25 protein-coding genes are annotated in these 25,124 nt (G+C 60.3%); 19 read left to right on the top strand and 6 right to left on the bottom strand.

Annotated features, from left to right (window positions below; translation table 11 throughout):
* Nucleotides 1–580 precede the first annotated feature (580 nt).
* Both DNJ95_RS15615 and DNJ95_RS15610 read left to right on the top strand, forming a co-directional pair.
* Nucleotides 581–1,174 (top strand): biliverdin-producing heme oxygenase, encoded by a 594-nt coding sequence (locus DNJ95_RS15615; RefSeq protein WP_131185655.1) that lies wholly within the window; start codon nt 581–583, stop codon nt 1,172–1,174.
* Nucleotides 1,167–1,601 (top strand): YbaN family protein, encoded by a 435-nt coding sequence (locus tag DNJ95_RS15610; RefSeq protein ID WP_242671889.1) that lies wholly within the window; start codon nt 1,167–1,169, stop codon nt 1,599–1,601. The genes DNJ95_RS15615 and DNJ95_RS15610 overlap by 8 nt, the downstream gene beginning before the upstream one ends.
* A 149-nt stretch (nt 1,602–1,750) precedes the next feature.
* Here DNJ95_RS15610 and gyrB read toward each other — a convergent pair whose 3' ends face one another.
* Genes gyrB through dnaA form a run of 4 tightly spaced genes read right to left on the bottom strand, consistent with a single transcriptional unit; the run spans nt 1,751 to nt 7,856 of the window.
* Nucleotides 1,751–4,168, bottom strand: coding sequence for a DNA topoisomerase (ATP-hydrolyzing) subunit B (gyrB, locus tag DNJ95_RS15605; RefSeq protein ID WP_131185654.1), 2,418 nt, complete (start codon nt 4,166–4,168; stop codon nt 1,751–1,753).
* Nucleotides 4,165–5,262: a DNA replication/repair protein RecF gene (gene recF / locus DNJ95_RS15600; protein WP_131185653.1), complete on the bottom strand. Its 1,098-nt coding sequence runs from the start codon at nt 5,260–5,262 to the stop codon at nt 4,165–4,167. Before recF ends, gyrB begins: the two co-directional genes overlap by 4 nt.
* Before the next feature lie 9 nt (nt 5,263–5,271).
* Complete coding sequence (gene dnaN / locus DNJ95_RS15595; RefSeq protein WP_131185652.1) at nt 5,272–6,378, bottom strand: DNA polymerase III subunit beta; 1,107 nt, start codon at nt 6,376–6,378, stop codon at nt 5,272–5,274.
* Between the two features lie 35 nt (nt 6,379–6,413).
* Nucleotides 6,414–7,856, bottom strand: a complete 1,443-nt coding sequence (gene dnaA / locus DNJ95_RS15590) for a chromosomal replication initiator protein DnaA (protein WP_131185651.1) — start codon at nt 7,854–7,856, stop codon at nt 6,414–6,416.
* Between the two features lie 574 nt (nt 7,857–8,430).
* On the opposite strand from dnaA, the gene rpmH reads away from it, so the two are divergent.
* The 5 genes from rpmH to mnmE all read left to right on the top strand — a co-directional run bounded on the left by rpmH (nt 8,431) and on the right by mnmE (nt 12,355).
* Nucleotides 8,431–8,565: a 50S ribosomal protein L34 gene (gene rpmH / locus DNJ95_RS15585; RefSeq protein ID WP_003246698.1), complete on the top strand. Its 135-nt coding sequence runs from the start codon at nt 8,431–8,433 to the stop codon at nt 8,563–8,565.
* Between the two features lie 17 nt (nt 8,566–8,582).
* Nucleotides 8,583–8,951 carry a ribonuclease P protein component gene (rnpA, locus tag DNJ95_RS15580; RefSeq protein WP_131185650.1) on the top strand — a complete coding sequence of 123 codons (369 nt, stop codon included), beginning with the start codon at nt 8,583–8,585 and terminating at the stop codon, nt 8,949–8,951.
* A gap of 6 nt (nt 8,952–8,957) precedes the next feature.
* Nucleotides 8,958–9,203 (top strand): membrane protein insertion efficiency factor YidD, encoded by a 246-nt coding sequence (yidD, locus tag DNJ95_RS15575; RefSeq protein ID WP_131185649.1) that lies wholly within the window; start codon nt 8,958–8,960, stop codon nt 9,201–9,203.
* Between the two features lie 2 nt (nt 9,204–9,205).
* The gene (yidC, locus tag DNJ95_RS15570; RefSeq protein WP_131185648.1) at nt 9,206–10,918 is read left to right on the top strand and encodes a membrane protein insertase YidC; all 1,713 of its coding nucleotides are present in this window, start codon (nt 9,206–9,208) and stop codon (nt 10,916–10,918) included.
* A gap of 69 nt (nt 10,919–10,987) precedes the next feature.
* The gene (mnmE, locus tag DNJ95_RS15565; protein WP_131185647.1) at nt 10,988–12,355 is read left to right on the top strand and encodes a tRNA uridine-5-carboxymethylaminomethyl(34) synthesis GTPase MnmE; all 1,368 of its coding nucleotides are present in this window, start codon (nt 10,988–10,990) and stop codon (nt 12,353–12,355) included.
* A 36-nt stretch (nt 12,356–12,391) separates the two neighbouring features.
* On the opposite strand, the gene DNJ95_RS15560 is transcribed toward mnmE, so the two are convergent.
* Nucleotides 12,392–13,177: an amino acid ABC transporter permease gene (locus DNJ95_RS15560; protein ID WP_242671890.1), complete on the bottom strand. Its 786-nt coding sequence runs from the start codon at nt 13,175–13,177 to the stop codon at nt 12,392–12,394.
* Complete coding sequence (locus tag DNJ95_RS15555; protein ID WP_131185645.1) at nt 13,174–13,998, bottom strand: ABC transporter substrate-binding protein; 825 nt, start codon at nt 13,996–13,998, stop codon at nt 13,174–13,176. The genes DNJ95_RS15560 and DNJ95_RS15555 overlap by 4 nt, the downstream gene beginning before the upstream one ends.
* A gap of 115 nt (nt 13,999–14,113) precedes the next feature.
* Here DNJ95_RS15555 and DNJ95_RS15550 point away from each other — a divergent pair, with 115 nt between their 5' ends.
* From DNJ95_RS15550 to atpG, 12 genes are all read left to right on the top strand, one after another.
* Nucleotides 14,114–15,013 (top strand): homocysteine S-methyltransferase family protein, encoded by a 900-nt coding sequence (locus tag DNJ95_RS15550; protein WP_131185644.1) that lies wholly within the window; start codon nt 14,114–14,116, stop codon nt 15,011–15,013.
* Nucleotides 15,014–15,620: 607 nt separating this feature from the next.
* Nucleotides 15,621–17,507 carry a tRNA uridine-5-carboxymethylaminomethyl(34) synthesis enzyme MnmG gene (gene mnmG / locus DNJ95_RS15545; RefSeq protein WP_131185643.1) on the top strand — a complete coding sequence of 629 codons (1,887 nt, stop codon included), beginning with the start codon at nt 15,621–15,623 and terminating at the stop codon, nt 17,505–17,507.
* A complete protein-coding gene (rsmG, locus tag DNJ95_RS15540; protein ID WP_131185642.1) occupies nt 17,504–18,166 on the top strand; it encodes a 16S rRNA (guanine(527)-N(7))-methyltransferase RsmG in 663 nt (220 codons plus the stop codon). The genes mnmG and rsmG overlap by 4 nt, the downstream gene beginning before the upstream one ends.
* A gap of 5 nt (nt 18,167–18,171) precedes the next feature.
* Entirely contained in the window at nt 18,172–18,960 is a 789-nt protein-coding gene (locus DNJ95_RS15535) for a ParA family protein (RefSeq protein ID WP_131185641.1), read from the top strand.
* A gap of 9 nt (nt 18,961–18,969) precedes the next feature.
* Nucleotides 18,970–19,842: a ParB/RepB/Spo0J family partition protein gene (locus DNJ95_RS15530; protein WP_131185640.1), complete on the top strand. Its 873-nt coding sequence runs from the start codon at nt 18,970–18,972 to the stop codon at nt 19,840–19,842.
* Between the two features lie 124 nt (nt 19,843–19,966).
* Nucleotides 19,967–20,362: a F0F1 ATP synthase subunit I gene (locus tag DNJ95_RS15525; RefSeq protein ID WP_131185639.1), complete on the top strand. Its 396-nt coding sequence runs from the start codon at nt 19,967–19,969 to the stop codon at nt 20,360–20,362.
* 15 nt (nt 20,363–20,377) lie between these two features.
* Nucleotides 20,378–21,232 (top strand): F0F1 ATP synthase subunit A, encoded by an 855-nt coding sequence (atpB, locus tag DNJ95_RS15520; protein WP_131185638.1) that lies wholly within the window; start codon nt 20,378–20,380, stop codon nt 21,230–21,232.
* Between the two features lie 56 nt (nt 21,233–21,288).
* On the top strand, nt 21,289–21,516 hold the full coding sequence (atpE, locus tag DNJ95_RS15515) for a F0F1 ATP synthase subunit C (protein ID WP_019340921.1): 228 nt from the start codon (nt 21,289–21,291) through the stop codon (nt 21,514–21,516).
* 93 nt (nt 21,517–21,609) lie between these two features.
* A complete protein-coding gene (locus tag DNJ95_RS15510) occupies nt 21,610–22,080 on the top strand; it encodes a F0F1 ATP synthase subunit B (RefSeq protein WP_131185637.1) in 471 nt (156 codons plus the stop codon).
* 12 nt (nt 22,081–22,092) lie between these two features.
* Nucleotides 22,093–22,629, top strand: coding sequence for a F0F1 ATP synthase subunit delta (locus tag DNJ95_RS15505; RefSeq protein WP_131185636.1), 537 nt, complete (start codon nt 22,093–22,095; stop codon nt 22,627–22,629).
* A 15-nt stretch (nt 22,630–22,644) separates the two neighbouring features.
* Nucleotides 22,645–24,189, top strand: a complete 1,545-nt coding sequence (gene atpA / locus DNJ95_RS15500; protein ID WP_131185635.1) for a F0F1 ATP synthase subunit alpha — start codon at nt 22,645–22,647, stop codon at nt 24,187–24,189.
* 51 nt (nt 24,190–24,240) lie between these two features.
* Nucleotides 24,241–25,107 (top strand): F0F1 ATP synthase subunit gamma, encoded by an 867-nt coding sequence (gene atpG, locus DNJ95_RS15495; RefSeq protein WP_131185634.1) that lies wholly within the window; start codon nt 24,241–24,243, stop codon nt 25,105–25,107.
* The last annotated feature ends 17 nt before the right edge of the window (nt 25,108–25,124 follow it).

Below are 25,124 nucleotides of genomic sequence, written 5' to 3'. Positions count from 1 at the left end.
CTCTCGTGCAATGTCAGGAAGGGATGGGAAATTTCAATGGAGCCACCTTACGCCAAACCGATCCATTTTCTAAATTGCTTAAACCACTCGGCATGATTGCTTTTGCCTATGGTCAGCCTGCCGACAGGAAGGCAGGCAAAAGAAGAGCGCCACCCTCCATACGGCCGGCCCTCTAGAAGCGATATTCCAGTGCCCCTTGCACCGTGCGGTCACGGCCCAGAGTGTAGGAAATGGAATCGCCGTAGCCGACGATGTAGGCCCGGTTACCGAGCTTCCGTTCTCCACCGAAGCGCTGAGTTTCAGGTGACTGCTCAACCGGTAGGAGGCATACAGGTCGACCCGTGCGTATTCGGGCCAGTCCGCCACATAGAAGGCCCCGGTTCCCCCGGGACTGTTGAGCGTGGAATCGTCCCGCAGCCCTCGGTTGTAGCGCACGATCAGCCCCGCATCCAGCCGCCGGTCGAACCAGCGCCTGCCCAGGGTCAGCGAGCCACGCAAATTTTTTTACTCCATCCGGGTAGCTGATTCGTCTTCTATTGGAGATGGACCAATCGCCACCTACCGATACGAGAACACCCGCATGACTGCCCAGCAATCCGCACTGTCCCACCCACTACGCTCGCAACGCCTGAATGCACTGACCCACGAGCCGCACAGCCGCCTCGACAAGCAGGTCAAAAGCCACGACCCGTTCGCCAGCACCGGGCGTTTCGCCCGTTTCGTCGCCGCCCAATACCTGTTCCAGTACGACCTGGAAAAACTTTATGCCGATACTGACCTGGCCAGATGGATTCCCGGGCTGGAAAAACGCTGCCGTGTCGAACAGACCCTCCTGGACCTGGCCGACCTCGAACATGCCGTTCCCAAAGGCGACGAAAGCATTCGGGAACGGGAAATGGATATCAGCGAAGCCCTGGGCTGGCTGTTCGTTTCAGAGGGTTCCAAGCTCGGCGCGGCATTCCTGCTCAAGCGCATGCCGCCACTGGGCCTGAGCGACAGCTTCGGTGCACGCCATCTGGGTGAACCGGAAGGAGGGCGAGCACAGGGTTGGAAATCCTTCGTCACAGCCCTGGACAGCATCGAACTGAGCGCCGAACAGGAACGTCTGGCCGAAGCCGCCGCAAGCGCGGCCTTCGAACGCTTCACTGTGCATCTGGAGCGCAGTTTTGCCTGATACACCGGCTGCTACCCGGCCACGCCCTGGACGACTGCGCTGGCTATGGCTGATCGTCGCCTACCTGAGCATCGGCCTGGCCATGCTCGGTGTACTACTTCCAGGCTTGCCAACCACCGAATTCGTGCTTCTGGCGGCCTGGGCCGCTTCGCGCAGTTCGCCACGGCTCAGCGCCTGGCTGGAAAACCACCGGTTGTTCGGCCCACTGCTGCTCGACTGGCGGGATGGAGGCATCATCACTCGCCAGACCAAGCTGGTATCCGCATTGCTCATGTCGGTAGCCCTGCTGATCATGCTGCTGACCGTCCATCACCGGCCCTCGATCCTCTTCGCAGCACTCGGCATGGCTTGTGGGGCCGCCTGGATATGGTCGCGCCCGGAGCGCAGGAGCAAGCCTGCGACATCCGCAGATGGAGTGCAGGAATAGAGCAGCGGATGAGCCGATAGCCGTGACTGGCAAGCAAGCCCTCGACAATCCGGTGTGCTGAAAGGACGAATGGGGCATTGCCTTTCGGCAATGCCCCATCCGTGCAATACGCCGGTCCGGGATTTGGCACCCAGGACCAGGATGCATTATCAGAAATCCAGGTTGGATACCGCCAAAGCGTTGGCCTCGATGAAATCACGTCGAGGCTCGACTGCATCGCCCATCAGGGTATTGAAGATCTGGTCGGCACCAATGGCATCCTCGATGGTCACCTTGAGCATCCGGCGCACCTCCGGATCCATGGTGGTTTCCCACAACTGTTCCGGGTTCATCTCGCCCAAGCCCTTGTAGCGCTGGATGGTGTGGCGCTTGGTGCTTTCATTCATCAGCCAGTCCAGGGCCTCCTTGAAGGTCCTGACCGGCTTCTTGCGCTCGCCACGCTGGACGTAGGCATTCTCTTCCAGCAGGTTGTTCAGGGCCTCGCCCAGGCGCACCACCGTACGGTAGTCGTTACTGGCAAAGAAATCCCGGTTGAAGGTGACGTAGTTGGAAACCCCATGGGAGATCAACTCCACCACCGGTAACCAGATATGCCGCTCGGTATCCTCACGTAGACTCACCTTGTAGCTGAGGCCGGACTTTTCCGAGGTTTTCAGACGGACATCGAGCTGTTCGAGCCAGCCCTGCATGGCCTCGCGCTGTGCCAGTTGCTCGACCGGCACCCCGGGCAGATAGAGGAAATGCTCGGTGATATCCTGCGGATAGAGCCGCGACAGGCGCTGCAGCGTCTTGATCACCGCACGGTAATCATTGACCAGCTTCTCCAGGGCCGCGCCCGACAGGCCGGGAGCGCTTTCGTTGACATGCAGGCTGGCATCCTCGAGGGCCGACGAGGTCATGTACTCCTCCATGGCCTCGTCGTCCTTGATGTACTGCTCCTGCTTGCCCTTCTTGACCTTGTACAGCGGTGGCTGGGCGATATAGACGTAGCCACGCTCGATCAGCTCCGGCATCTGCCGGAAGAAGAAGGTCAGCAGCAGGGTACGGATGTGCGAACCGTCCACATCGGCATCGGTCATGATGATGATGTTGTGGTAACGCAACTTCTCGATGTTGTATTCCTCGCGCCCGATCCCGCAGCCCAGTGCAGTGATCAGGGTGCCGACCTCCTGGGAAGACAGCATCTTGTCGAAACGCGCCTTCTCGACATTGAGGATCTTGCCCTTGAGCGGCAGGATCGCCTGGGTCTTGCGGTTGCGCCCCTGCTTGGCAGAGCCGCCCGCCGAGTCCCCTTCCACTATGTAGAGTTCGGACAACGCCGGGTCTTTTTCCTGGCAATCGGCCAGTTTGCCGGGCAGACCGGCGATATCCAGGGCACCCTTGCGCCGGGTCATTTCACGCGCCTTGCGCGCCGCTTCACGGGCCCTTGCCGCGTCGATCATCTTGCCGACCACAGCCTTGGCTTCGTTGGGGTTCTCCAGCAGAAAGTCGGCGAAGTACTTGCCCATTTCCTGTTCCACGGCGGTCTTCACCTCGGAGGAAACCAGCTTGTCCTTGGTCTGCGAGCTGAACTTCGGGTCCGGCACCTTGACCGAGATGATCGCGGTCAGGCCTTCACGGGCATCGTCACCGGTAGTCGCGACCTTGTGCTTCTTGGCCAGGCCTTCCTGCTCGATATAGTTGTTGAGGTTGCGGGTCAATGCCGAGCGGAACCCTGCCAGGTGCGTACCGCCATCGCGCTGCGGAATATTGTTGGTGAAACACAGCAGATTCTCGTTGAAGCTGTCGTTCCACTGCAGAGCGACTTCGACGCCCACACCATCGTCACGCTGCACATTGAAGTGGAACACGTTATTGACGGTGGTCTTGTTGGTATTCAGGTATTCCACGAACGCACGCAGACCACCTTCGTACTTGAACAACTCCTCCTTGGCCGTACGCTCGTCACGCAGCAGGATACCCACGCCGGAATTGAGGAATGACAATTCGCGCAGGCGCTTGGCCAGGATGTCCCAACTGAAATGGATATTGGCGAAGGTCGCGGGCGAAGGCTTGAAGTGGATCTGCGTGCCGGAACTGTCGGTATCACCGACCGGAGCAAGGGGCTCCCTGGGCACACCATGTTCATAGACCTGCTCCCACACCTTGCCTTCACGGCGAATGGTCAGTTGCAGCTCGGAAGACAGGGCATTCACCACGGAAACCCCCACACCGTGCAGGCCACCGGAAACCTTGTAGGAGTTATCGTCGAACTTCCCCCCGGCGTGCAGCACGGTCATGATCACTTCGGCAGCGGAAACCCCCTCCTCCTTGTGGATATCCACCGGAATGCCACGACCGTTATCACGAACGGTGATCGATTCGTCGGTATGGATGGTGATGCTGATATCGTTGCAATGGCCGGCCAGTGCCTCGTCGATCGAGTTGTCGACGACTTCGAACACCATGTGATGCAGGCCCGAACCATCATCGGTATCACCGATGTACATACCGGGGCGTTTGCGTACGGCATCCAGTCCCTTGAGGACCTTGATACTGGAGGAATCGTACGTGTGAACTTCGCTCATGCCTTCGCTCCCAAGGGGTCGTGGACCTGGAGGATATTTCCATGTTCCACGTGAAACATTGAGACTGGCGTATCTTCCAGCCAGCCTTCCTGCAATACTTTTGAATCAACGCAGGTTATGAAAACCTGACATTCAAGCTGCTCGAGCAACGAGCATAGTGCCCGCCGATGCTGTTCATCCAGTTCCGACGGCAGGTCATCCACGAGATAGACGCACTGGCTGCGGCGTGACGCACTGACCAAATGGCCCTGCGCGATTCTCAAGGCACAGACCACCAGTTTCTGCTGTCCTCGCGACAATATATCCACGGCATTATGGTTGCCGAGACGCAAACGCAAATCGGCGCGCTGAGGCCCGGCCTGGGTATGACCGAGTGCCCGGTCGCGCTCGAAGGAGGCCGTCAGCACTTCAGCCAGTGGGCGCTCCCTGTCCCAGCCCCGGTAGTAACTCAGGGCCAGCTCGTCGAGCTCGAGCAACGCCTTCAGCACCTGCTCGAAAACCGGCTTCAGTGCCTGGATATAAGCCCTGCGGTACTTATCCATTTCATCGCTGGCCAGGGTCAACTCATGATCCCAGGCCAATTGCGAAGCAGCGTCAAGTGTACCATGACGCAGCCACGAGTTCCTTTGCCGCAAGGCCTGCTGCATGCGTTGCCAAGCCTTGATGAAACGAGGTTCCACGTGGAACACACCCCAATCGAGGAACTGCCGGCGCAACTTCGGCGAACCTTCCAGCAAGCGGAAGCTGTCAGGATTGATCAATTGCAGCGGCAGGGTTTCGGCCAGCTCGGCAGCCGAGCGGACGTTGTTGCCATCTATCCTGATACGTACATCGCCGGAGCGATCGCGGGAAATACCGAGCGCGCAATGCCCTACCTGGCCGAATACCGTACAGGATGGTTGCTCATGGGTGATCACCGGCGTCAGCTTGTGGCTGCGAAAGGAGCGGGCCATGCCCAGCAGGTAGATGGCTTCCAGCAGGCTGGTCTTGCCGCTGCCATTGTCGCCGTAGAGGATGTTGATGCGGGGAGAGGGAGTCAACGTCACCGGTTGCAGATTACGCAAACCGGTGACGGACAGACGGCTGAGCGCCATGCAGAACGGTTACAGGCGCATCGGCATGACGACGTAAGCCGAGTTGTCGTTATCGAACTCCTGGACCAGTGCACTGCTGTTGGAATCGGAAAGCAGCAGGCGAACCTGTTCGCTGTTGATCACACCCAGCACGTCCAGCAGATAGCTGACGTTGAAACCGATTTCCAACGAGGCACCGGCATAGTCGACCGCCACTTCCTCCTCGGCCTCTTCCTGCTCCGGGTTGTTCGCCTGGATCTTCAGCAAGCCGTTTTCCAGTTGCAGGCGGATGCCACGGTATTTCTCGTTGGAAAGAATCGCCGTACGGCTGAAGGCTTCACGCAGCGCCTGACGGTCACCGACCACCAGTTTGTCGCCACCACGCGGCAGCACACGCTCGTAATCGGGAAACTTGCCGTCCACCAGCTTGGAGGTGAAGGTGAACTCTCCGGTGGTAGCGCGGATATGATGCTGACCCAGCACGATACCGACCTCGGCATCCTGATCGGTGAGCAGGCGCGCCAGTTCGAGGATCCCCTTGCGCGGCACGATGACCTGGTGTTTCTCAACCTGTTCGATACCTTCGGCCTGCATTGAACACATGGCCAGGCGATGACCATCGGTGGCGACGGCGCGCAACAGGCCGCTGGATACCTCGATCAGCATGCCGTTCAGGTAGTAGCGAACATCCTGCTGCGCCATGGCGAAGCTGCTACCTTCGATGATCCTGCGCAGCTTGTGCTGGGGAACGCTGAAATTCAGCGAGCCCGGGCCTTCCTCCACGGTCGGGAAGTCGTTGGCAGGCAGGGTCGACAAGGTAAAGCGGCTACGGCCGGATTTGATGATGATCTTCTGCTCATCCAGGCGAACGTTGATGACGGCATCGTTCGGCAGGCTTTTGCAGATATCCATCAGTTTGCGCGCGGGTACCGTGATCTCACCCGGTTCGGCAGCGTCCTCCAGGGACACGCGCCCGACCAGTTCCACTTCCAGATCGGTGCCGGTCAGGGACAGCTGTTGCCCCTCCACGACCAGCAGTACATTGGAAAGAACCGGCAGGGTCTGCCGGCGTTCGACGACACCGGCAACCAGTTGCAGAGGTTTCAACAAGGCTTCGCGCTGAATGGTGAAATGCATGGTCTGATCCCTTGCCTGTTAAATGGGTGCTCTATTCAAGTTGTCAGTGTACGTAGCAAATTCTTGTAGTCTTCCCGAATATCCGCATCTGTTTCACGAAGTTCGGCGATTTTACGACAAGCATGCAAGACCGTCGTGTGGTCCCGGCCGCCAAAGGCGTCGCCTATCTCCGGAAGACTGTGATTGGTCAGTTCTTTCGACAGCGCCATCGCCACCTGACGCGGCCGGGCCACCGAGCGCGAGCGACGCTTGGACAACAGATCGGCGATCTTGATCTTGTAGTACTCGGCGACCGTACGCTGGATATTGTCGATGCTGACCAGTTTGTCCTGCAATGCCAGCAGATCCTTGAGCGACTCGCGAATCAGCTCAATGGTGATATCGCGCCCCATGAAGTGGGAATGGGCGATCACCCGCTTGAGCGCGCCCTCCAGCTCGCGGACATTGGAACGGATACGCTGGGCAATGAAGAAGGCGGCATCATGGGGCAGTTCGATCTTCGCCTGGTCGGCCTTCTTCATCAGAATCGCGACCCTGGTTTCCAGCTCCGGCGGTTCCACCGCCACTGTCAGGCCCCAGCCGAAGCGCGACTTGAGGCGTTCTTCCAGGCCATCGATCTCCTTGGGATAGCGATCGCTGGTGAGAATCACCTGTTGCCCACCCTCGAGCAGCGCATTGAAAGTATGGAAGAACTCCTCCTGGGAGCGCTCCTTCTTGGCGAAGAACTGGATATCGTCGATCAGCAGTGCGTCCACCGAGCGGTAGAAACGCTTGAACTCGTTGATGGCATTGAGTTGCAGCGCCTTGACCATGTCGGCGACGAAGCGCTCCGAATGCAGGTAGACCACCTTGGCATTGGGGTTCTTCTTCAACAGGTGGTTGCCCACCGCATGCATCAGGTGAGTCTTGCCCAGGCCGACGCCGCCATAAAGGAACAGCGGGTTATAGCCATGCTTGGGATTATCGGCCACCTGCCAGGCCGCGGCGCGTGCCAGTTGGTTCGACTTGCCCTCGACGAAATTCTCGAAGGTAAAGGTTCTGTTCAGATAGCTGGTGTGCTTGAGCCCACCTTCCACCTGTACCGAGCGCTCGGCAGCGGCCCTGGGAGCGGCAGCCATCGTAGAAGGCTCCTCTCGCACGCTGGCGGAGGCGACGACATTAGCTGGTGCACTCATCGCGACAGGAGCAACGGGTACCTGCGCCCTGGGCGCCTGAACACTGCCTGCGGCCCGTTTGCTGCCTATCAGCAACGAAAGCGCGGGAGCCATGCCACCATCACCGCGTTCCGACAGCAGCTCGAGCAGACGGGTCAGGTATTTCTCGTTGACCCAGTCGAGCACGAAGCGATTGGGCGCATAGACGCGCAGCTCATCGGCACCACCCTCGACCTGCAGAGGACGAATCCATGTGTTGAATTGTTGAGCCGGCAGCTCGTCGCGCAGGATTTCTACGCATTGCTGCCAAAGTTCCACCGACACGGACGCTCCTATCGACTCTGGGCCTGGCCTGAAAACGACCGACATTGTATCCGTGCCCGGCACGGTTATCCACAAATCCCAGGAGGCAGGGGCGTCTCGACGAGACATTTTCCTGTGAGCGATGAAAAAGATCGCCGCCTACCCTTGCGGATAGCCGTCTAAGCCTTGTTGATAAGTTACCCTGAAGGCTCTGCAAAAGCCTGTGTAGAAACGACCCGGTAAAGCCCCTGTGGGTAAAATCGCATTCCATCCCCAGCTTTTCCCAAGCGAATCCACCAGCGGAGCACGGCTTTCCAACCGGGTTCCCATTCTCTGTAGTCCTTGTACCACAAGGGATTTAGGGGTTTATCCACAGATAGTCGGCTGACCATATATAACAGCAGTATCAGAAAAGATTTAAAATGCTTTCTTTCTATTCATATCTACCTGTGCCTCTCGACTCGATCGCTGGCAAGGAAGAAGATGCACATAAGGCTGGTTGGAAATTGACCTGACCCGACAGCTTCTCTACAATCGCCGGTCTCTTTAAGCGCAGGCCATTCCGGCCCGCAGTGGATTACCAGGTAAACGCATCATGAAACGCACTTTCCAACCCAGCACCATCAAGCGCGCTCGCACCCACGGCTTCCGTGCCCGCATGGCTACCAAGAATGGCCGCGCCGTCCTGTCCCGTCGTCGTGCCAAAGGCCGCAAGCGTCTGACCGTCTGATCACTGCGGAACAGGTGGTGAGTCGGGACTTCGGTCGGGACAGGCGTCTACTGACCCCAAGCCAATTCAAAGCAGTCTTCGACTCCCCTTCCGCCAAACTGCCGGGCAGAAATGTCCTGTTGCTGGCTCGCAGGAACGATCTGCAGCAATCCCGTCTGGGGTTGGTCATCGGCAAGAAGAGCGTCAAGCTCTCGGTTGAACGCAACAGAATCAAACGGCAGATACGTGAAACCTTCCGCCTGCAACAGACTGGCCTGGTCGGTTGGGACGTGGTGATCATCGCGCGCAAGGGATTGGCCGATATGGACAACCTCGAGTTGGCTCGACAGTTCAACAAGTTCTGGAAGCGCTTGTCACGTGATCGATCCGCGAATCCTGAAGATTGACCCCCCATGCGCAGACTGGCTCTCATCCCCATCAGGATCTACCAGTACGCTATCAGTCCGATGATGGCCAGCCATTGTCGTTTCTATCCCAGCTGTTCCTGTTATGCCTATGAGGCCATCGAGACGCATGGCGTCATCCGTGGTGGCTGGTTGAGCGTACGCCGGCTCGCGCGTTGTCATCCATGGCATCCGGGCGGCTACGATCCAGTGCCTTCTCATAAAACTTCCAATTCATCTTCGATGGCCGAGTAACCATGGATATCAAACGCTCGATTCTGCTCGTAGCCCTGGCAGTCGTTGCCTACCTGATGGTTCTGCAGTGGAACCAGGATTACGGCCAGGCTGCATTGCCTGCGGAAACGACACAGCTGCGTCCAGCCGACACGGACAATTCCCTGCCTGAAACGCCTGTTGCGAACACCCCGCAACAGAGCGACCTGCCCACGGTGGCCGGGCAACCCGGGGCCGACGACCTGGCCAGCGGTTCGAACGCAGGCTCTGGCGCACTGATCCGGGTAACCACCGACGTACTGGACCTGGCCATCGACCCCCGTGGCGGCGACATCGTCGACCTGCGCCTGCCCCAGTATCCGCGCCGCCAGGATCGCCCCGATGTGCCCTTCCAGCTGTTCGAGCGCAGCGCCGAGCGGACCTACGAAGCCCAGAGCGGGCTGATCGGCGACGGGCCGGACCAGGCCAGTGGCCGCCCGCTCTACAGCAGCGCCCAGAGCCATTACGCCCTGGACGATGGACAGCAACAACTGGTGGTCGACCTGACCTACAGTGCCGAGGGTGTCGACTACACTAAGCGCTTCGTGTTCGAGCGCGGCGAATACGCCCTGGATGTGCGCTACCTGATCGACAACCGCAGCGACAAGGTCTGGACCGGCTATCTGTTCGGCCAGCTCAAGCGCGACAACAGCGGCGACCCATCCTCCAGCACTGCCACCGGTACCGCCACCTACCTGGGCGCGGCCTTGTGGACGGCGGAAGAGCCCTACAAGAAAGTGTCGATGAAGGATATCGACAAACAGGATGAGAAGCGCCGCGAAGGCAACCCGAACGCCTGGCTCAAGGAAAGCGTGCAAGGCGGCTGGGTCGCCTGGCTGCAGCACTATTTCGTCACCGCCTGGATCCCCACGGCCAGCGATACCCACCAGGTGCAGACGCGCAAGGACAGCCAGGGCAACTACATCATCGGCTTCACCGGCCCGGCCGTCAGCGTCGCCGCAGGCGCCCAGGGGGAAACCGGCGCCAAGCTGTATGCCGGCCCTAAAATCCAGGACAAGCTCGAATCGCTGGCCGAAGGCCTGCGCCTGACCGTCGACTACGGCATGCTGTGGTTCCTCGCCCAGCCGATCTTCTGGCTGCTGGAAGTGATCCATGGCCTGCTCGGCAACTGGGGCTGGTCGATCATTGCCCTGACCGTGATCATCAAGCTGATTTTCTTCCCGCTGTCCGCCGCCAGCTACAAGTCGATGGCGCGCATGCGCGCCGTTGCGCCGAAAATGCAGGCGCTCAAGGAACAGTTCGGCGATGACCGGCAGAAAATGTCCCAGGCGATGATGGAGCTGTACAAGAAGGAAAAGATCAACCCGCTCGGCGGCTGCCTGCCGATCCTGGTGCAGATGCCGGTGTTCCTGGCGCTCTACTGGGTACTACTGGAAAGTGTCGAGATGCGCCAGGCGCCCTGGCTGCTGTGGATAACCGACCTGTCGATCAAGGATCCGTTCTTCATCCTGCCGATCATCATGGGTGCCAGCATGTTCATCCAGCAGCAACTCAACCCGACACCGCCGGACCCGATGCAGGCACGTGTGATGAAGCTGCTGCCGATCATCTTCACCTTCTTCTTCCTGTGGTTCCCGGCGGGCCTGGTGCTGTACTGGGTGGTCAACAACATCCTGTCCATCGCCCAGCAGTGGTACATTACCCGCAAGATCGAACGGGCCAGTAAAGCAGCCTGAGACCGCGAAGGTCATCGACAGCCACAAGACGCCCCTTTCCAGGGGCGTCTTGCTATCAGGGGGAACCTCATGCCCACAAATACCGAAAGCATCGCCGCCATCGCCACGGCTCCCGGGCGCGGTGGCGTGGGGATCGTGCGGGTATCGGGCGCTCGCGCCAGGTCGATCGCCATCACCCTGACCGGCCGCGAACCCTTGGCGCGGCATGCCCATTACGGTCCTTTCCATTCCAATGAAGGCGATGTGATCGACGAAGGCCTGATGCTGTTCTTCCCGGGGCCGCACTCGTTCACCGGCGAGGACGTACTGGAACTGCAAGGGCATGGCGGCCCGGTGGTGCTGGACATGCTGCTGCAGCGCTGCATCGAGCTGGGCGCACGGCTGGCCCGCCCCGGCGAGTTCAGCGAGCGTGCCTTTCTCAACGACAAACTGGACCTGGCCCAGGCGGAAGCCATTGCCGACCTGATCGAAGCCAGTTCGGCCCAGGCCGCGCTGAATGCGGTGCGCTCGCTGCAGGGGGAGTTTTCCCGCCGCGTGCATGGGTTGACGGAAGAATTGATACGCCTGCGCATCCATGTCGAGGCGGCTATCGACTTTCCCGAGGAGGAAATCGACTTCCTCGCCGATGGCCATGTCCTGCAACAGTTGAACGCGGTACGCGCGTCACTGGCCGGCGTACAACGCGAAGCCGGCCAGGGCGCCCTGCTGCGCGACGGTATGAACGTGGTGATCGCCGGCCGGCCGAATGCCGGCAAGTCCAGCCTGCTGAATGCCCTGGCCGGGCGGGAAACCGCCATCGTCACCGATATCGCCGGCACCACCCGGGACGTGTTGCGCGAACATATCCACATCGACGGCATGCCCCTGCACGTCATCGACACGGCGGGCCTGCGCGATACCAGCGACCAGGTGGAGCGGATCGGCGTACAGCGTGCCCTGCAGGCCATCCAGCAGGCCGACCGCATCCTGCTGGTGATCGATGCCAGCGCCGCTACGGGCGCGGACAAGGACGCGCTGTGGGAAGAGTTCCCGGATCTCCGGCCCGACCCGGCCAGGGTCACCCTGGTCCGCAACAAGTGCGATCTTTCCGGAGAGCCGGCAGGTTTGCAGCAGGCGCCACAGGGGCAAGCCACCATCAGCCTTTGCGCCCGCTCCGGGGAAGGCATCGAGCTGCTGCGCGAGCACCTCAAGCAGTGCATGGGCTACCAGCAGACCGCGGAAAGCGGCTTCAGCGCCCGCCGCCGCCACCTCGATGCCCTGCGCCAGGCAGCCAGCCATCTCGAGCATGGCCATGCGCAACTGACCCGTGCCGGCGCCGGCGAACTGCTCGCCGAAGACCTGCGCCTGGCCCAGCAGGCCCTGGGGGAAATCACCGGTGCCTTCAGTTCGGATGATCTGCTGGGGCGGATTTTCTCCAGCTTCTGCATCGGCAAGTGAAATGACGTTCATGAAGCCAATGTCACAGCAGTGAAGCTAACGGATATAGCCTTTACCGTAATGGCGTTCCAGGCGGGCCTGGATCAGCTCCAGCCCGATCGACAGTACCCAGTAGATCACCGCCGCAGTGGTCAGCATTTCGATGTAGCGATAGGAGGAGCGCCCGTAGGACTGGGCCAGGAACATCACCTCCCAGACCCCCATCACCGATATCAGTGAAGAGTCCTTGAGCATCGAGATGAACTGGTTGGTGGCCGGTGGCAGGATGGTACGCATCGCCTGGGGCAGGGTGATGTGCCAGAAGATCGTGGCTGGTTGCAGGCCCAATGCCAGGGATGCCTGATGCTGCCCATGGGGAACGCCGATAATGCCGGCGCGGAAGATTTCACTGAGGTATGCCCCGTAGTTCAGCGACAGGGCGATGATGCCGGCGGTGATCGCGCCTGGCACCACACCCAGTTGCGGCAGCCCGAGGTAGATCAACAGGATCTGGATCAGCAAGGGCGTGCCGCGGAAGAACGACGCATAGAAGGTCGCGATACCGAACGCCACCGCACTGCTGGACAGCCGTGCCAGGGCTGCCGCGAAACCCAATGCCAGTGAGGCGAAGATCGAACAGACACAGAGGAACAGCGTCAGCGCGGCTCCCTGCAGGAAACCATTGGGCGACAGGCTCAGCCCCAGCAGGTTGGGCAACTTGTCGAGGATGATCGAGAACTTCAAGTCGAAGTTCAGGAAGAACGCCACACACAGGCCGAACATCACCGCCCAGGTCAGGTACAGGCGTATATGAAACCCCAATGGCCGTTGCCCACTACTCATCTGCTGCTGATATCGGCGCCAATCCATTTCTGCGAGAGCCCGCTCAGGGTACCGTCGCGTTTCAGCTCGGCAAAGACTTCACGCACCCGTGCTTCCCACTCGGCATCGCCTTTTTCGATAGCCACCGAGTTGGGCTCGGCGTAAAGAGGTTCGCCAGCCAGTTTGAAACGCTGGTCCTGGGCGAGTCGCGGCTGTGCAGTCACCAGGTTGGTGAGGATGGCATCCAGGCGCACACCCGCTCCCAGGGCGAGATCATGGAAGGCGACGTTGTCGGTGTCGTAGGGCGCGATCTGCACATTATCGAAGGGATATTCCAGTGGCGTGTCTTCCGCGCCTTCGATCACCAGGTTCTTTTGCAGGTAGCTTTCGTAGCTGGAGGCGCTGGTCAAGCCGACCTTCTTGCCGCTGAGATCCCTGGCCGAATGGATACGCTGGTCCTCGGCGTTGACCACGATGACCGCCGGCGAAGCGTAGTACTCGACCGGAAAGCTGAACACTTCGGCGCGCGCCTTGCTCGGTGTCATCGAACAGATACAGATGTCGTAGCGGCCACCCCAGCGGCCTGCGGCGATCACATCCCAGGACGGGGTTTCCAGGCGCAGCCTGACGCCAAGCCTGTCGGCGACGGCCTTGGCCACATCAACGTCGAAACCATCCAGTTGGTTCTCTTCATTCAGGAAGGAGAACGGTGGATAACTCTCCATCAATACGCCGACCAATTCCTTCTTCTGCTCGATACGATCCAGCGTGGCGCCTGCCAACACCTGGGTTGAAGCAGTCAGAAAAGCCACGCCAGCGGCCAGTAGCAGGTGAAGTTTCACCGGATTCTCCTGTTAAAAACGAAAACTTGTCATATGGAACAGGTTGGCTATTAAATAGTTATAAGCATTAGTGTGGTAATACATTATTTTCATAATCTTATAAATGGAAGATATTATGAGTAAAGCATCGCCCCTGATCCTCGATGGCGGCATGGGCCGTGAACTGCAGCGTCGAGGTGCACCTTTTCGCCAGCCTGAATGGTCGGCACTGGCGTTGACCGAAGCGCCAGAGCAGGTCGAGGCGGTCCACCGTGCCTATATCGAAGCAGGCGCGCAAGTAATCACCAGCAACAGCTACGCGGTGGTGCCCTTCCATATAGGTGACGCACGCTTTGCCGCCGAGGGCCGGAAATTGGCCGAGGCCGCCGGCAGGCTCGCACGCCATGCGGCGGACGCCGGCCCGCAACAAGTGCAGGTGGCAGGCTCACTGCCGCCGCTGTTCGGTTCCTACCGCCCGGATCTGTTCGACGCTGCACGCGCCCAGGATATCCTGGCTCCGCTGGTAGCGGGCCTGGCGCCATACGTCGATCTGTGGCTGGCGGAGACCCAGAGTTCGATCGCCGAAACAAGGGCGATCCGTGCGGGTCTACCGCGTGACGGCAGACCATTCTGGCTTTCTTTCACCTTGCAGGATGAAGATACCGATGAAACCCCACGCTTGCGTTCCGGAGAATCTGTTACCGCCGCCGCCGAGGCTGCGGCAGAACTCGATGTGCAGGTACTGCTGTTCAATTGCAGCCAGCCTGAAGTGATCGGGGCTGCGATCGACCAGGCGCGACAGACCTTCGAACGCCGGGGCGTGAAAATCGATATTGGTGCCTACGCCAACGCTTTCCCGCCACAACCCAAGGACGCCAAGGCCAACGATGGACTCGACGAGTTGCGCGAGGACCTCGACCCGCCGGGTTATCTGCAATGGGCCGCCGACTGGCGGCAACGCGGTGCCAGCCACATCGGCGGCTGTTGTGGCATCGGGCCGGAGCATATCGAACTGCTGGCGTGCAAGCTGGGCTGAGGGCTGGAACGCTATAGGGTCTTTGACGGTGATCGAAGCGAGTGCGTTCTCCAGGTCCTGGAAGGAACCGGAGGCCACCCTAGCGCCAGTGCCTGGATTTACAGTTCATCGGAGGCTCGAGCGGCTGCAGGTGAAGAGTGACTGCGGCAGCGATGAATGCATGGGTATCCATGGATAAAGATTCAAAAGAGAGCCCATGCATCCGATTGCATAAAGATCGGACAGCCATAAGCCTTGTGGAAAAGTCCCCCTGAGCCAGGTAGATAAGCCTGTCGATAAAGGCCCCCTAAAATCGCCTGTGCATAACCTTGCTACTTACGCACAGCTTCCTGACCGGAATTACACCGGAACGACGCAGGCGGAACACAGGTTTTCGATTCCCTGTAATGCTTGACATCAAAGGCCTGTAGAGACTTATCCACAGAAAGTCGAGACACCATATATAAACATAAGAACAAGCTTTTAATACATTCTTTCCTATTATCTATATCTGCGTCCGACGGCCTCCCGGGCATGCAATGCATCTGGTCAATTTTTGTCCATGGCCCTTCTTTAGTCGCAGGCAAGTCCCTATACTTCCGCTCCCGATGAAAAGCCGAGGTGTGTGGTGGATTTCCCTTCCCGTTTTGACGTGATCGTGATCGGCGGTGGTCATGCCGGTACCGAGGCTGCGCTGGCCGCCGCGCGCATGGGCGTGAGGACCCTGCTGCTCTCGCACAACGTGGAAACCCTCGGGCAGATGAGCTGCAACCCGGCCATCGGCGGGATCGGCAAGAGCCACCTGGTCAAGGAAATCGACGCACTCGGTGGCGCCATGGCGGTGGCCACCGACAAGGGCGGTATCCAGTTCCGTACCCTGAACAGCCGCAAGGGCCCGGCGGTTCGCGCCACCCGTGCCCAGGCCGACCGTATTCTCTACAAGGCGGCGATAAGGGAAATACTGGAAAACCAGCCCAACCTGTGGATATTCCAGCAGGCCGCTGACGACCTGATCGTCGAACAGGATCAGGTCAAGGGTGTGGTGACCCAGATGGGGCTGCGTTTCCTGGCGGATTCGGTGGTGTTGACCACCGGTACCTTCCTCGGCGGACTTATCCACATCGGTTTGCAGAACTATTCCGGTGGCCGCGCCGGCGATCCTCCCTCCATCGCCCTGGCCAACCGCCTGCGCGAGTTGCAGTTGCGCGTCGGTCGCTTGAAGACCGGCACACCGCCACGGATCGACGGGCGTTCGGTGGATTTCTCGGTGATGACCGAGCAGCCCGGCGATACGCCGATCCCGGTGATGTCCTTCCTCGGCTCGCAGGAACAGCACCCACGGCAGGTCAGTTGCTGGATCACCCATACCAATGCGCATACCCACGAGATCATCGCCGCGAACCTGGATCGTTCGCCGATGTATTCCGGGGTGATCGAAGGCATCGGGCCGCGCTACTGCCCGTCGATCGAAGACAAGATCCACCGCTTCGCCGACAAGGACAGCCACCAGGTATTCCTCGAGCCCGAGGGGCTTACCACCCATGAGCTGTATCCGAACGGCATCTCCACCTCGTTGCCGTTCGACGTGCAATTGCAGATCGTGCAGAGCATCCGTGGCATGGAGAACGCCCATATCGTGCGGCCCGGTTATGCCATCGAATACGATTACTTCGACCCGCGCGACCTGAAATACAGCCTGGAGACCCGGGCCATCCAGGGCCTGTTCTTCGCCGGGCAGATAAACGGCACCACCGGCTACGAGGAAGCCGGCGCCCAAGGCTTGCTGGCCGGCTGCAACGCCGCGTTGCGCGCCCAGGGCCGGGAAGCCTGGTGTCCGCGCCGCGACGAGGCCTACCTTGGTGTGTTGGTGGACGACCTGATCACCCTGGGTACCCAGGAGCCGTACCGCATGTTCACTTCGCGGGCGGAGTACCGCTTGATCCTGCGCGAGGACAACGCCGACCTGCGCCTGACCGAGAAGGGCCGGGAACTGGGCCTGGTGGATGATGCGCGTTGGGCCGCTTTCGAACGCAAGCGCGAAGGTATCGTGCTCGAGGAGCAGCGCCTGAAAAGCACCTGGGTACGCCCGAACACGGCGCAGGGCGATGCCATCGCCACACGCTTCGGCACGCCCTTGAACCATGAATACAGTTTGCAGAACCTGCTGTCGCGGCCGGAAATCGACTATGCCGTGTTGATCGAACTGACCGGGCCGGGCGCCGAAGACCCACAGGTCGCCGAGCAGGTGGAGATCAGGAGCAAGTACGCTGGCTATATCGACCGCCAGCAGGACGAGATCGCCAGGCTCAGGGCCAGCGAGAACGTCCGCCTGCCGGAGGACATCGACTACACCGCCATCGCCGGCCTTTCCAAGGAGATCCAGCACAAGCTCGGTGCGGCCCGCCCGCAGACGCTTGGGCAGGCTTCGCGGGTTCCCGGTGTCACGCCGGCGGCTGTGTCGCTGTTGCTGGTCAACCTGAAAAAGCGCAGCGCAGCGCAGTCGCACAGCCTATGAGTGGCGTGACTCAGCGGCATGCCCTGGAACTGTCGCAGGGCGCGGAACGACTCGGGGTGGCCTTGGACGATGGGCAGCAGGAACGCCTGCTGGCCTACCTTGCGCTGCTGATCAGGTGGAACAAGGCCTACAACCTGACCGCCGTGCGCGATCCCGACGAGATGGTGTCGCGGCACCTGCTGGACAGCCTGAGCGTTGCCGCTTACGTCCAGCAAGCGGGCGAGCATATCCTCGATGTCGGCAGTGGCGGCGGCATGCCCGGCATTCCCTTGGCGATACTGTTTCCGCAGCGACGATTCACACTGCTCGACTCGAACGGCAAGAAGACCCGCTTCCTCACCCAGGTGAAACTGGAGCTGAAGCTGGACAATCTCGAGGTTATCCACAGCCGTGTCGAAGCCTTTAGACCGGAGCGTCCATTCGCTGGCATCACCTCGCGGGCATTCAGCTCGTTGCGCGATTTCACCGAATGGACCCGCCACCTGGGCGACGACAGGACGCAGTGGCTGGCGATGAAAGGCGTGCATCCGGACGATGAGCTACAGGCCCTGCCTGCCGATTTCAGTCTGCAGGCCTGCCACCTGTTGCAGGTTCCAGGTTGCCAAGGGCAGCGTCATCTGCTGATACTGCGCCGCACTCGCGAATCGGACAGGCACTGAACGCCATGGGCAAAGTAATCGCCATCGCCAACCAGAAGGGCGGTGTCGCCAAGACCACCACCTGCATCAACCTGGCGGCCTCGCTGGTCGCCACCCGTCGGCATGTGCTGCTGATCGACCTCGATCCACAGGGCAACGCCACGACCGGCAGCGGTGTGGATAAGTTGCAACTGGAGCACTCCATCTACGATGTGCTGATCGGCGAATGCAACCTGCTCGACGCCATGCAGTATTCCGAGCATGGCGGCTATCAGTTGCTGCCGGCCAACCGCGACCTGACGGCGGCGGAAGTCGAGCTGCTCGAGCTGCCGGCCCGCGAGCACCGGCTGCGCGAGGCACTGGCGCCGGTGCGCGACAATTACGACTACATCCTGATCGATTGCCCGCCGTCGCTGTCCATGCTGACGGTCAACGCGCTGACCGCGGCCGATGGTGTGATCATCCCCATGCAGTGCGAATACTATGCATTGGAAGGGCTGAGCGACCTGGTCGCGTCGATCCAGCGCATCAGCCAGGCCCTCAACCCGGGCCTGAGGATCGAGGGGCTGCTGCGCACCATGTACGACCCGCGCAGCAGCTTGACCAACGATGTTTCCGAGCAGCTCCGCGAGCACTTCGGCGACCGCCTCTACGACACCGTGATCCCGCGCAACATACGGTTGGCCGAAGCGCCCAGCCATGGCATGCCGGCCCTGGTGTACGACAAGCAGTCGAAAGGAGCACTGGCTTACCTGGCGCTGGCAGGCGAACTGTCGCGCAGACAACGCAGCGAGGCCCGCAAGGCCCGCGCATAAGGAATTTTCATGGCAACCAAGAAACGAGGTCTGGGACGCGGACTGGATGCCCTGTTGGGGGGAAACGCGGTCGCCAGCCTGCAGGAAGAGGCGGGCAGGGCCGATAGCCGCGAGCTTCGGCAACTGCCGCTGGAACTGGTGCAGCGTGGCAAGTACCAGCCGCGTCGCGACATGGACCCCGAGGCGCTGGAGGAACTGGCGCAATCGATCCGGGTCCAGGGCGTGATGCAGCCCATCGTGGTGCGCCCGATCGGTGGTGACCGCTTCGAGATCATTGCCGGCGAGCGGCGCTGGCGTGCCAGCCAGTTGGCGGGGCTGGACAAGGTCCCGGCACTGGTGCGCGAAGTGCCCGACGAAGCCGCCATCGCCATGGCGCTGATCGAGAATATCCAGCGCGAAGACCTCAACCCGATCGAGGAAGCGCAGGCACTGCAACGCCTGCAGCAGGAGTTCCAGCTGACCCAGCAGCAGGTCGCCGATGCGGTGGGTAAATCGCGGGTGACCATCAGCAATCTGTTGCGCCTGATCGGCCTGCCGGAAGAGATCAAGATACTGCTGTCCCATGGCGACCTGGAGATGGGACATGCCCGGGCGCTGCTGGGCCTGCCGGCGGAAAGACAGGTCGAGGGGGCGCGTCATGTTGTCGCACGTGCATTGACCGTACGGCAGACCGAGGCGCTGGTGCGCCAGTGGCTGAGCGGCAAGCCGCAGCAGAAGGAACAGGTTGCCGGCGATCCCGATATCGTCCGGCTGGAACAGCGATTGGCCGAGCGTTTGGGCTCTCCGGTGCAGATACGCCACGGTAGCAAGGGAAAGGGAACGCTGGTGATCAGTTACAGTTCACTCGATGAACTGCAAGGTGTGCTGGCACACATTCGCTGAAACAAAAAATCATGTAGCTGCCCTGGCAAATTACTACCTGAAGGTTGAACCAGGGGTGGGCTACTCCTATACTCGCCGCGCTTTTTTGACTGCGGTGAAAACACTGCACAGCGATGGATAAAGGGTGAAAATACGCAACAGAACACCTCTCCATCGCTTGCCGGTTTTCCGTGTGATACGGATGCAGATGCTGGTCACCCTGGTGGCGGCTATCCTGGCGGGCCTGGTGTTCGACCTGACTGCCGGGTATTCGGTTCTATTGGGTGGGCTGATTGCCCTGCTGGCTAACGTGTATTTTGCTTACAAGGCCTTTCGTTACTTTGGCGCACGTTCCACCAGGGCAATCATCCAGTCCTTCTGGTCCGGGGAAATGGGTAAACAGATTCTTGCAGCAGCGCTGTTTGCGCTGGTGTTCGTGGGAGTGAGACCTCTTGAGCCGCTTGCCCTGTTTGCCGGCTATCTGCTGGTTCTGGGCGTAGGCGCAGGGGCACTCCTGCTGAAAAACAATCCGAAGCATTGAGCATTTGAGGCGTCTATGGCGAGCACCCCGGCTGAATATATCCAGCATCACCTGCAAAACCTGACCTATGGCAAGTTGCCTGCGGGTTACGAGCGTGCGGATGGCACCGTTCTCGACCAGGCTACCTGGACCATCGCCCAGACCGGCCTCGAGGCGCGCGAGATGGGCTTCATGGCGGTTCACCTGGATACCCTGGGCTGGTCGCTGTTCATGGGCCTGATTTTCATCCTGGTGTTCAGCGCCGCCGCCAGGGCCGCCACCGCCGGCGTTCCGGGCAAGCTGCAGAACTTCGTCGAGATGTGCGTCGACTTCGTCGAGGGCGTGGTCAGGGACACCTTCCACGGTCGCAACACCCTGATCGCCCCCCTGGCCCTGACCATCTTCGTCTGGGTGTTCCTGATGAACAGCCTGAAGTGGATCCCGGTCGACTACATCCCTGGTATCGCCAGCCTGCTGGGCCTGCCGGCGTTCAAGATCGTGCCCACCGCCGATCCGAACGGCACCTTTGGCCTGTCCCTCGGCGTGTTCATCCTGATCCTGTTCTACAGCATCAAGGTCAAGGGGCTCGGTGGCTTCACCAAGGAACTGTCGTTCACACCGTTCAACCACTGGACACTGGTTCCGTTCAACCTGTTCCTCGAGATACTCGGTCTGCTGACCAAGCCGCTGAGCCTGGCCCTGCGTCTGTTCGGCAACATGTATGCCGGTGAGGTGGTGTTCATCCTCATCGCCCTGCTGCCGTTCTACGTGCAGTGGACCCTGAATGTGCCCTGGGCGATCTTCCATATCCTGGTGATTCCGCTGCAGGCCTTCATCTTCATGGTATTGACGGTGGTGTACCTGAGCTCTGCCCATGAAGAACATCACTGAAAACGCATCAACGCGCTAACCTAAAACCCTAACCCCCTTAGCTTCAGGAGCTTTACATGGAACTCGTCTACATCGCTGCCTCCATCATGATCGGTCTGGGTGCCCTGGGCACCGGTATCGGCTTCGCCCTGCTGGGCGGCAAGCTGCTGGAATCCACCGCTCGCCAACCCGAGCTGGCTCCGCAACTGCAAACCAAGACCTTCCTGATGGCCGGCCTGCTCGACGCCGTACCGATGATCGGTGTGGGTATCGCGATGTACCTCATCTTCGTTGTCGCTGCCTAAGCATTTTCCGGTTCCTGACGGGGTTCGCCTGGCGAGCCCCGTTGCCGTGGAATTGACAACCGCGTCGAACGAGATAGCACGAGGTAAATCGCTGTGAACATTAACTTGACGCTGTTCGGTCAAACGTTCGCCTTCGCTATTTTCGTCTGGTTCTGCATGAAGTTCGTATGGCCGCCCATTACCAAGGCCATGCAGGAACGCCAGAAGAAAATCGCTGAAGGGCTGGACGCCGCAGGCCGTGCGCAGCAAGACCTGAAACTGGCTCAGGAGAAGGTGGCCAACACCCTCCGCGAGACCAAAGGGCAAGCTGCCCAGATCCTTGAGCAGGCTAACAAGCAGGCCAACGCGATCGTTGAGGAAGCCAAGCAACAGGCGCGTACCGAAGGCGAGCGACTGGTCGCCAGCGCTCGCGCAGAAATCGAACAGGAAGTGAACCGTGCCAAGGATCAGCTTCGCTCCCAGGTAGCGGCTCTGGCCGTGCTGGGTGCCGAGAAGATTCTGGAATCCCAGGTGGATGCCAGGGCACACAACGATCTGGTCGAAAAACTGGCCTCCCAACTCTAAGCGAGGCAAGCGATGATCAATACCCAGACGCTTGCCCGGCCTTACGCGAAAGCCGCTTTCGAGTTCGCCAGCGCCGGCGGCCAGACCGAATCCTGGTCGGGCATGCTGAACCTGGCTGCGATCGCCGTTGAGGTCCCGGAAGTCGCCGAATTTCTGAAAAACCCGCGTCTGACCAGTGAAGAAAAGGTCAAGACGCTGGTGGACGCGTTGGGCGATTACATCGATGAAGCGTTCCGCAATTTCGTCAACGCGCTGGGCGAGTATGATCGCCTGCTGGTGTTGCCGACCGTTCGGACACTGTTCGAGGACCTCAAGGCCGAGGCCGACAAGACAATCGACGTCGAGGTGCAGACAGCTTACGAGCTGAGCGCCGAGCAACTCCAAACTTTGGCTGCCGCCCTGTCGAAGCGGCTAGATCGTACCGTCAACCCCCAGCAGGTCGTTAACCCTGCTCTGATCGGCGGCTTGCTTATCCGCGCCGGTGACGTGGTTGTCGACGGTTCGGTCCGCGGCAAACTGAGCCAGTTGGCCGAATCGTTGAAATCCTGATTTGAGGGTCATGGCATGCAGCAACTGAATCCTTCCGAGATTAGTGAAATCATCAAGCAGCGTATCGCCAAGAGCGATGTGACTGCCCAAGCCCGCAATGAGGGCACCATCGTCAGCGTTTCCGACGGCATCGTTCGCATCTACGGCCTGGCCGATGTGATGTACGGCGAGATGATCGAATTCCCTGGCGGCATCTACGGCATGGCGCTGAACCTGGAGCAGGACTCCGTAGGCGCCGTGGTCCTGGGCAGCTACCAGGGCCTGACCGAAGGCATGAGCGCCAAGTGCACCGGCCGCGTTCTGGAAGTACCGGTAGGTCCGGAACTGCTGGGCCGTGTGGTCGATGCCCTGGGCAATCCCGTCGATGGCAAGGGCCCGGTAAACGCCCAGGCCACCGATGCGGTCGAGAAAGTCGCACCGGGCGTGATCTGGCGTAAATCGGTCGACCAGCCGGTACAGACCGGCTACAAGTCGGTCGATGCGATGATCCCGGTCGGTCGTGGCCAGCGCGAGCTGATCATCGGCGACCGTCAGATCGGCAAGACCGCTCTGGCCATCGACGCCATCATCAACCAGAAAGACAGCGGCATCCGCTGCGTCTACGTCGCCATCGGTCAGAAACAGTCGACCATTGCCAACGTGGTACGCAAGCTGGAAGAGCACGGTGCCCTGGCCAACACCATCATCGTCGCCGCATCGGCTTCCGAATCCGCTGCTCTGCAATACCTGGCACCGTATGCCGGTTGCACCATGGGCGAGTACTTCCGTGACCGCGGCGAAGACGCACTGATCGTCTATGACGATCTGTCCAAGCAGGCCGTGGCCTATCGCCAGATCTCCCTGCTGCTGCGCCGTCCGCCAGGACGCGAAGCCTACCCGGGCGACGTGTTCTATCTCCACAGCCGCCTGCTGGAGCGTGCCTCGCGCGTTTCCGAGGAATACGTCGAGAAGTTCACCAATGGCGCGGTGACCGGCAAGACTGGTTCGCTGACCGCCCTGCCGATCATCGAAACCCAGGCTGGCGACGTTTCCGCGTTCGTTCCGACCAACGTGATTTCGATCACCGACGGTCAGATCTTCCTGGAATCGGCCATGTTCAACTCGGGTATCCGTCCGGCCGTCAACGCCGGTATCTCGGTATCCCGCGTGGGTGGTGCCGCTCAGACCAAGATCATCAAGAAGCTGTCCGGCGGTATCCGTACCGCGCTGGCCCAGTATCGTGAACTGGCGGCCTTCGCCCAGTTCGCTTCCGATCTGGACGAAGCGACCCGCAAGCAGCTCGAACATGGTCAGCGCGTCACCGAGCTGATGAAACAGAAGCAGTATGCGCCGATGTCCATCGCCGAAATGGCCCTGTCCCTGTATGCCGCCGAGCGTGGCTTCCTGCAGGACATCGAAGTGGCCAAGGTCGGTGCCTTCGAGCAGGCGTTGATCGCCTACTTCCAGCACGAGCATGCCGCTCTGCTGGCCAAGATCAACGAGAAGGGCGACTTCAACGACGAAATCGACGCGGGCCTCAAGGCCGGTATCGAGTCGTTCAAGGCCACCCAAACCTGGTAAGCCGCAGCGGGAGCCGCAAGGCTCCCGCCTGCTTAACCCGATAGGTGTCAAATGGCAGGCGCAAAAGAGATTCGCAGCAAGATTGCGAGCATCAAAAGCACGCAGAAGATCACCAGCGCCATGGAGAAAGTGGCGGTCAGCAAGATGCGCAAGGCACAACAGCGCATGACTGCCAGCCGTCCCTACGCGGAGCGGATCCGTCAGGTGATTGGCCATCTGGCCAACACCAACCCGGAATACCGTCATCCCTTCATGGTCGAGCGCCCGGTCAAGCGCGTCGGATACATCATCGTGTCGTCCGACCGTGGCCTGTGCGGTGGCTTGAACATCAACCTGTTCAAGGCCCTGATCAAGAACATGAAGCAGTGGCACGACAGCAATGTCGAGGCTGACCTGTGCGTAATCGGCAGCAAGGGCGCAAGCTTCTTCCGCAGCTTCGGCGGCAATGTCGTCGCGGCGATCAGCCAGTTGGGCGAAGCCCCTTCGGTGAATGATCTGGTCGGTAGCGTCAAGGTCATGCTGGACAGCTTCGACCAGGGCCGCATCGACCGCCTCTACCTGGTGTCGAACAAGTTCATCAACACCATGGTGCAGAAGCCGACCATCGATCAACTGCTGCCGCTGGCCGCAGGCGAAGACGATCAGACCGCACCGAAAGGCCAGTGGGACTACCTGTACGAGCCGGACCCGCAGCGGCTGCTGGACGCGCTGCTGGTTCGCTACATCGAGTCGCAGGTCTACCAGGCCGTGGTCGAGAACGGCGCCGCCGAGCAGGCAGCCCGCATGATCGCGATGAAGAGCGCGACCGACAACGCCGGCGATCTCATCAAGGATCTGCAACTGGTGTACAACAAGGCCCGTCAGGCTGCGATCACGCAGGAAATTTCGGAAATCGTCGGCGGCGCTGCCGCGGTTTAAGAACGGTTCAAATATTC

The organism is Stutzerimonas kirkiae (assembly GCF_004327335.1).
GTDB classification, from domain to species: domain Bacteria; phylum Pseudomonadota; class Gammaproteobacteria; order Pseudomonadales; family Pseudomonadaceae; genus Stutzerimonas; species Stutzerimonas kirkiae.
Note: the sequence above shows the minus strand (reverse complement) of the source record. Positions and strands in the feature narration are given on the sequence as shown.

Coding starts and splice junctions, on each gene's coding strand:
- DNJ95_RS15615 (WP_131185655.1), top strand. CDS start 581: ATGACTGCCCAGCAATCCGCACTGTCCCACCCACTACGCTCGCAACGC.
- gyrB (WP_131185654.1), bottom strand. CDS start 4,168: ATGAGCGAAGTTCACACGTACGATTCCTCCAGTATCAAGGTCCTCAAG.
- recF (WP_131185653.1), bottom strand. CDS start 5,262: ATGGCGCTCAGCCGTCTGTCCGTCACCGGTTTGCGTAATCTGCAACCG.
- dnaN (WP_131185652.1), bottom strand. CDS start 6,378: ATGCATTTCACCATTCAGCGCGAAGCCTTGTTGAAACCTCTGCAACTG.
- rpmH (WP_003246698.1), top strand. CDS start 8,431: ATGAAACGCACTTTCCAACCCAGCACCATCAAGCGCGCTCGCACCCAC.
- yidD (WP_131185649.1), top strand. CDS start 8,958: ATGCGCAGACTGGCTCTCATCCCCATCAGGATCTACCAGTACGCTATC.
- yidC (WP_131185648.1), top strand. CDS start 9,206: ATGGATATCAAACGCTCGATTCTGCTCGTAGCCCTGGCAGTCGTTGCC.
- mnmE (WP_131185647.1), top strand. CDS start 10,988: ATGCCCACAAATACCGAAAGCATCGCCGCCATCGCCACGGCTCCCGGG.
- DNJ95_RS15560 (WP_242671890.1), bottom strand. CDS start 13,177: ATGAGTAGTGGGCAACGGCCATTGGGGTTTCATATACGCCTGTACCTG.
- DNJ95_RS15550 (WP_131185644.1), top strand. CDS start 14,114: ATGAGTAAAGCATCGCCCCTGATCCTCGATGGCGGCATGGGCCGTGAA.
- rsmG (WP_131185642.1), top strand. CDS start 17,504: ATGAGTGGCGTGACTCAGCGGCATGCCCTGGAACTGTCGCAGGGCGCG.
- DNJ95_RS15535 (WP_131185641.1), top strand. CDS start 18,172: ATGGGCAAAGTAATCGCCATCGCCAACCAGAAGGGCGGTGTCGCCAAG.
- DNJ95_RS15530 (WP_131185640.1), top strand. CDS start 18,970: ATGGCAACCAAGAAACGAGGTCTGGGACGCGGACTGGATGCCCTGTTG.
- atpB (WP_131185638.1), top strand. CDS start 20,378: ATGGCGAGCACCCCGGCTGAATATATCCAGCATCACCTGCAAAACCTG.
- atpE (WP_019340921.1), top strand. CDS start 21,289: ATGGAACTCGTCTACATCGCTGCCTCCATCATGATCGGTCTGGGTGCC.
- DNJ95_RS15505 (WP_131185636.1), top strand. CDS start 22,093: ATGATCAATACCCAGACGCTTGCCCGGCCTTACGCGAAAGCCGCTTTC.
- atpA (WP_131185635.1), top strand. CDS start 22,645: ATGCAGCAACTGAATCCTTCCGAGATTAGTGAAATCATCAAGCAGCGT.
- atpG (WP_131185634.1), top strand. CDS start 24,241: ATGGCAGGCGCAAAAGAGATTCGCAGCAAGATTGCGAGCATCAAAAGC.